Origin of the sequence: Lentzea sp. NPDC004782 (assembly GCF_040609115.1) — a bacterium.
GTDB lineage: Bacteria > Actinomycetota > Actinomycetes > Mycobacteriales > Pseudonocardiaceae > Lentzea.
The window spans coordinates 22,635-28,698 of record NZ_JBEXJN010000086.1; the positions used below are offsets into that span (position 1 = coordinate 22,635).

Sequence of the window (6,064 nt, forward strand, 5' to 3'; positions counted from 1 at the left end):
GCTGGCGACGCGCTATCCCGGTGTGCCAACGGTTTTCTCGTACACGCTGATGTGCCGCCTGCTGTCCGCGGTGAACGGCTCACCGTTCCAGCCACCCCAGCGGTCGCGCAGCCGCAGCCCGGCGATGCGCGCCATGAGGTCGAACTCGGCGGGGTAGGTGAGCCGCTGCCGGATCGCGCCGAACCGGATGCCGTCCGCGCTGATCTCCACGTGGTTCTCGTCGAGCATCTGCGTGACCGGGTCGTAGCGGTTGACGTCGAACCCGACGCGGTCGAGCTCCAGCGTCTCCACGTCGATGAACTGGTGCCTCGGCCGCGCCGCCCAGGTCGGCAGGCCGCTCTCGATCACGAACGCGCCGCCGGGTTCGAGGTGGCGTGCCGCGTTCTCGAAGCAGCGGACCTGGTCGTCCTGGGTGAGCAGGTTGCAGATCGTGTTGTACACCAGGTAAACCAGCTCGTAGGTGCGGCCGGTGCCGACGCGGGACATGTCGCCCATCGTCACGTCGACGTCGGCGCCGCCGGGTTTCTCCCGCATGCGCGCGACCATGTCCGGTGACAGCTCGACGCCGTCGACGTGGACACCGGTTTCCTTGAGCGGCAACGCGATGCGGCCGGTGCCGATCGCGAACTCCAGTGCTCTCGTGCCGAACCCGGCGAGGAACCGGACCGTCTCGTCTTCGTCGCCGCGGAGTGAGTTGTCGTAGTTGCGGGCGGTTTCGGGGCCGAAGCTCGGGTTGAATCCGTGCACGAACCCCACGCTAGTCCCGGAGGCCAGCGAGTTTTCTCGCTAGAGATCCCAGGTGACCGGCAGGTGCTTCACGCCGAAGATCGTCGACGTCGTGCGCACGTGCACCTCCTCGGCGGGCACGGCGAGCCGAAGACCGGGCAGCCGCCGCAGGAGCTCCCGGAAGCTGACGGACATCTCGATGCGCGCGAGCTCGTTGCCCAGGCACTGGTGCACGCCGTGCCCGAACGACAGGTGCCTGCTGCGCGGCCGGTCGATGCGGAACTCCTCCGGCCGCGGGCACTCGGCCGGATCGCGGTTGGCGGCGATCACCGAGCACATCACCGTGTCGCCCTCGTTGATCGTCACGTCACCGATCCGCACGTCCTCCAACGCGTAACGCACGATTCCGGTATCCACAATGGACAGATAGCGCAGCATCTCCTCGACCGCGGTGTCCATCAGGCCGGGGTCGTCGCGCAACGCGGCGAGCTGCGCCGGGTGGTCCAGCAACGCGAGCACGCCCAGCCCCAGCATGTTGGTCGTCGTCTCGTGACCGGCGATCAGCAGGAGGTTCGCCAGCCCGACCATCTCGTCGTCGGACATGTCGCTGGTGTGCGCCAGTTCCGACAGCAGGTCGTCCTCGCGCCGGGCGCGCTTCCGCTGGACCAGCCCCCACATGTAGCGGTGCATGCGGGTGCCGACCTCGATCAGGCCCTCCAGGTCGGTGGCCAGGTCGAGCAGCTCGACGGTGTCGTCCTGGAAGTGCCCGCGATCGGCCGCCGGCACCCCGAGCAGCTCGCAGATCACCAGTGACGGCACGGGAAGCGCGAAGTCGCGGATGAGGTCCGACGGCGGTCCCGCGGCGATCATCGCGTCGACGCGGCCCTTGACGATCTCCTCGATCTGCGCGGTGAGCGCCCGCATCCGCCGCATCGTGAACTGGCGGGCGAGCAGCCGGCGGTAGCGCGTGTGCTCGGGCGGGTCGGTGGTGATGAACGACCCGGCCCGGCTCTCCGCGTCGGCGAACTTGTCGCGCATCTCGGGCGACAGCTTGTCCCGCAACCGCTTGACCTTGAACCGGTCCGCGCTCATCCGCGGGTCGGACAGCAGCGTGCGGGCCGCGTCCTGCCCCGTGACCAGCCAGAGCGGCTCGTCGTTGTGCTCGATCTGGTGGATCGGCCCGGCCGAGCTGAGCCGTGCGAGCCGTGGTGCCGGCTGGAACGTGCCCGCGCGGTCCATGAGGTCGGCCGGCAACACGGGTCTCATCGCGTCGAGTGCGGCGTCCGGCTTCGAGGCTGTCGTCATGGCGTCCTCTTCGGTCGATTGTTCGGTCGGTCGGCAATGCGAGGGACGCACGAGTTCTAGGCCGCGAGAAACTGGGGAAAGAACTGAACCTCGGCCAGTTCCGGAACGTCCGAAACTGGTTCGCGCCCAACCGATTTTGTTCGATCTGGCCGCTGAGCTGCGCAGATGTGCTTGCCTGGAGAATTTCTTCTCCTGTCGTCAGGAATAATTGCGGCCGAACGTTGCCCTTTTGGGCTGACTTTCCCATTGGTATTTCAAATCGGCCTCGGAGGCGGATGGAGCAGCCGCGCGCGTGCAGTTGGCCTACGACCGGAGTTCATGCCCGCAGGAGCGCTTGCAGCAACGCCAGGTCGTGGAGGTCGCGCTCGCGCGGTTCGTAGCCCTGGTGGAAGTGGAGCTGTTGCGCGGCGGACAGGCACGGCACGGTGACGCCGAGAATCGTGCCGGTGACGAAGCAGCCCGCCGGGTAGCGGAACGGCTCGCCGGGCGTGAGCGACGACTGCTCGGCACTGCCGTCCGGCGCGAACCGCAGCGGGTGCAGGTCGACCTCGCGGCCGCCGGGACCGGTGAGGACGAACCGCACCGGCCGCCACGACAACGTCTCGGCGAACCCGAGCGCGCCCAGCGCCGCGAGAACCCTCGGCTCCTGCTCCTCCCGGTGCATCAGGTCGAGGTCGCCGTGCGGCCGGGTCTGCTCGCCGACCAGCGCGTCCACGCCCCAGCCGCCGCCGATCCAGACGTCGGTGCCGTGCAGTGCCGCGAGGATCTCCAGCACGTGTTCAGCGATCACCGGCTCAGCAGATCAGCGCGACCGGAACGGGTCCAGCGGATTTCGCCGCGGGATCCGGAGTTCGTTCGATGACGTACCTGTGCCTGCGGGCAGGAACCGCAATTACCGGTTATGTGAGGCTTAGTCGTTTTTGCAGAGTTTCCCCGATGCACTTATCTCACCTTGTAGGGGGACGTGGACAGGTAGAGGTGGGACGTCATGGTCTTCGAGAGACCTGTGGTGCCGTTCGAGCGGTGGTACTTGGGGTTTCCGCGTTCGTTCGCGCCGGTGATGAACCTCTGTGTCGAAGGCGTCGGCACGATTGATCTCCCCGCTCTCCGGACGGCGGTCGCCGCGGCGTCGTCCGCGTGCCCTGGTGCCCGATTACGCCGGCGCGGCAAGTCCTGGGTGGACAGCGGGGTGACGCCTCCGGTCCGGGTCGTCGACGACATCTCGCTGAAACTGCGGCTGCCCCGCAAGCACCACTGCGAGGTGTTGCTGGTCGGCGGGACCACCGTGGTGTTCCGCGCCTCGCACGCCGTCATGGACGCACGTGGCCTCAAGATGTGGGCCACGGAGGTGTTCCGGGCGTTGCGCGGCGACGAACTCGTCGGTGCCGCGTCGGTTTCGACCGCGCTGGACATCGACGAACCGTTGCTGCGGCAGGCCGACGCGTCCGGCCAGGAGTTCAGCCTCCGGCCCGCGGTGCCCATGGGGCCCGGACCCGTCACGTGGCACCGCAGGACGATCGACGGCACGCAGCCCGCCATCGTCGCCAAGGTGGCGTCCGAGATCGCGCGCCTGTCCGGCCTGCCGGTGACGCCGATCAGCATTCCGGTGGACCTGCGCGTGTTCCACCCCGGGCTGGACTCGACCTCCAACCTCGCTCTCACCGTGTCGCTGGACATTCCCGCCGGCCAGTCGTGGGAAGCCACGCACCAGCAGTTGCTGACCGTTCTCGCCGAGCGCAAGGGCACGGTGCACGCGCCGGGCGAGGACATCCTGCGCGCGCCACTTCCCGTGCTGCGCATGATGGTGCGCTCGTACCACCGCCGTGCGCGCCGCGAGGGAACGTTCTCCCGGGTCGCCGCGGTCAACAACCTCGGCCGGGTCGACCCGGAGGCGTTCAGCACCGACGGGTTCACGGCCACCGGCGTGTTCCTGCTGGTGCCGCCGGAGCCGGGCGGACCGCCCAACATCAACATCGTCGAGTTCGGCGGGCGCACCGAGATGACCATCGCCTGGTGGTCCGACGAGGGGGTGGCGACGCTCCTCGACAGGCTCGCGTCGTCGTTGGCGCTGCCCCCGCACGTGCTGGACGGCGGCCCCGCCACCGGCACCGCGGGCGTCGTGGAGCAGTTCGCCGCGCAGGTGCGGGCGGCACCGTCCGCGGTCGCGATCAGCGGGCCGGGCGGATCACTCACCTACGCCGAACTGGACCAGCGTGCGCGTGGCGTGGCGGCGGCGTTGCGGGAACGCGGGGTGGGCCCCGGTTCCGTGGTGGGGCTCCTCTCCGACCGCACGGCCGACGCGATCGTGGCGGCGTGGGGCGTGCTGCTGGCGGGCGCCGCCTACCTGCCGATGGACGCCAAACATCCGGACAGCAGGCTGCAGTCCCTGCTCTCGGACGCCGGATCGCCGGTGTGCCTGGTGCAGCGTGCGCACTCCACGCGGGCGTGCCTGCCCGACGGCTGCGCGGGTGTCGTGCTGGAGGATCTGGCCGCGTCGGCGTCCGATGCCGTCTTCGACCCGCCGTCGTTCGACGATCTCGCCTACGTCGTCTACACGTCGGGCTCGACCGGCAAGCCCAAGGGCGTGGAGATCTCCCACGGCGCCCTGAGCAACTACGCGAGCTGGGCCTGCCGCGAACACGGGATCACCGCGTCGACCAGGCTGCCGCTGCTGTGCTCGTTGTCGTTCGACGTCGCCGAGATCACCCTGATCCTGCCGCTGCTGGTCGGCGGCACGATCCTGCTGATGGGCGACGAGCTCAACCACGTTGCGCTGCAAGAGGTCTTCGACGCCGGAGCCACCGCGCTGGCGCTGACGCCCTCCCACCTCGACCTGATCACCAGGCTGCAGCTGAACCCGCGTTCGGTCGGCACGCTGATGGTGATCGGCGAGCAGTTCACCCGTGCGGTGGCGGTCCGGGCCCGTGAGATGTTCGGGCCGGACTGCCGGATCATCAACCTGTACGGGCCCGCGGAGGCCACCATCGGTGTGTCCCACCACTTCTACGCCGACGACCCCGGCGCGTCGGTGCCGATCGGTGTCCCGCTCGACGGGGTCACGTTCCACGTGCTCTCCGCGGACCGCGCGTACGTCCCGGTGGGGGAGAGCGGCGAACTGCACATCGGGGGAGTGCAGCTGGCGCGTGGCTATCGCGGGCGGCCGGACCTGACGCGGCAGCGGTTCGTGCACCTGGCCTCGGGGGAGCGGGTCTACCGCACCGGTGACATCGTGCGTCAACTGCCGTCCGGGGCCCTGGAGTACCTCGGTCGCATCGACGACCAGGTGAAGGTGCACGGCCACCGCATCGAGCCCGCCGAGATCGCTCTCACGCTCGAGTCGCACCCGTCCGTCAGCACCGCGGTCGTGGTGGCTCGGTCGCGGCCGGGACAGCGCGACAAGGTGCTGGTCGGCTACGTGATCGGGACTGCCTCGGTGGACGAGCTGACGTCGTTCCTCGGCGAGCGCCTTCCCACCTACATGGTGCCGTCGGTGATCATGCGGGTCTCCGACATCCCCCGGTCGGTCAACGGCAAGGTCGCCGTGTCGGCCCTGCCCGACCCCTTCGCCGCCGCCGGTCCGGCCGTCGCCGCGGGACCGTTGGACGACGACCAGGCCGCGGTGGCCCGGATCTTCGCCTCCGTGCTCCAGGTGGACACCGAGGCCGTCTCGGGGGCCAGCGACTTCCACGTGCTCGGCGGCGACTCGGTGTCGTTGATCGCGATGGTCGCCGTCGTGGCCCGTGAGCTGGTCGGGCCGGTGGGCGAGAAGGCGTTCACGCTCAGGATGCCCGACGTGATCAAGCAGCCGACCGTGGAACGGGTGGCCGAGCTGGTGGCGGAGTCCCGGCCGGTGTGACGAGCCCAGGGGCCGAAGGCACCTCGCCAGAGGTCTTATCCGCAACTCGCCCGCCGAGCGGTTACGTGGATGAAGGGCGCCTTCATCCACACCAGGTGGAGGAAGGCGCCCTTCATCCACCTCACCGGACGGCGAGTTGCGGACGACATCCGGTTACCAGCATGGAGCACAACCCAC

General features: G+C 69.3%; 4 protein-coding genes. 1 reads left to right on the top strand and 3 read right to left on the bottom strand.

Features of this window, described 5'->3' with window-relative positions:
* Window positions 1-12: 12 nt before the first annotated feature.
* The 3 genes from ABZV40_RS42530 to ABZV40_RS42540 all read right to left on the bottom strand — a co-directional run bounded on the left by ABZV40_RS42530 (window position 13) and on the right by ABZV40_RS42540 (window position 2,821).
* Window positions 13-747: a class I SAM-dependent methyltransferase gene (locus ABZV40_RS42530; protein WP_355455286.1), complete on the bottom strand. Its 735-nt coding sequence runs from the start codon at window positions 745-747 to the stop codon at window positions 13-15.
* A gap of 39 nt (window positions 748-786) precedes the next feature.
* The gene (locus ABZV40_RS42535; protein ID WP_355455288.1) at window positions 787-2,031 is read right to left on the bottom strand and encodes a cytochrome P450; all 1,245 of its coding nucleotides are present in this window, start codon (window positions 2,029-2,031) and stop codon (window positions 787-789) included.
* Window positions 2,032-2,347: 316 nt separating this feature from the next.
* Window positions 2,348-2,821, bottom strand: coding sequence for a hypothetical protein (locus tag ABZV40_RS42540; RefSeq protein WP_355455290.1), 474 nt, complete (start codon window positions 2,819-2,821; stop codon window positions 2,348-2,350).
* Between the two features lie 198 nt (window positions 2,822-3,019).
* On the opposite strand from ABZV40_RS42540, the gene ABZV40_RS42545 reads away from it, so the two are divergent.
* The gene (locus ABZV40_RS42545; RefSeq protein WP_355455292.1) at window positions 3,020-5,887 is read left to right on the top strand and encodes a non-ribosomal peptide synthetase; all 2,868 of its coding nucleotides are present in this window, start codon (window positions 3,020-3,022) and stop codon (window positions 5,885-5,887) included.
* Window positions 5,888-6,064: the final 177 nt, after the last annotated feature.

Coding starts and splice junctions, on each gene's coding strand:
- ABZV40_RS42535 (WP_355455288.1), bottom strand. CDS start 2,031: ATGACGACAGCCTCGAAGCCGGACGCCGCACTCGACGCGATGAGACCC.
- ABZV40_RS42545 (WP_355455292.1), top strand. CDS start 3,020: ATGGTCTTCGAGAGACCTGTGGTGCCGTTCGAGCGGTGGTACTTGGGG.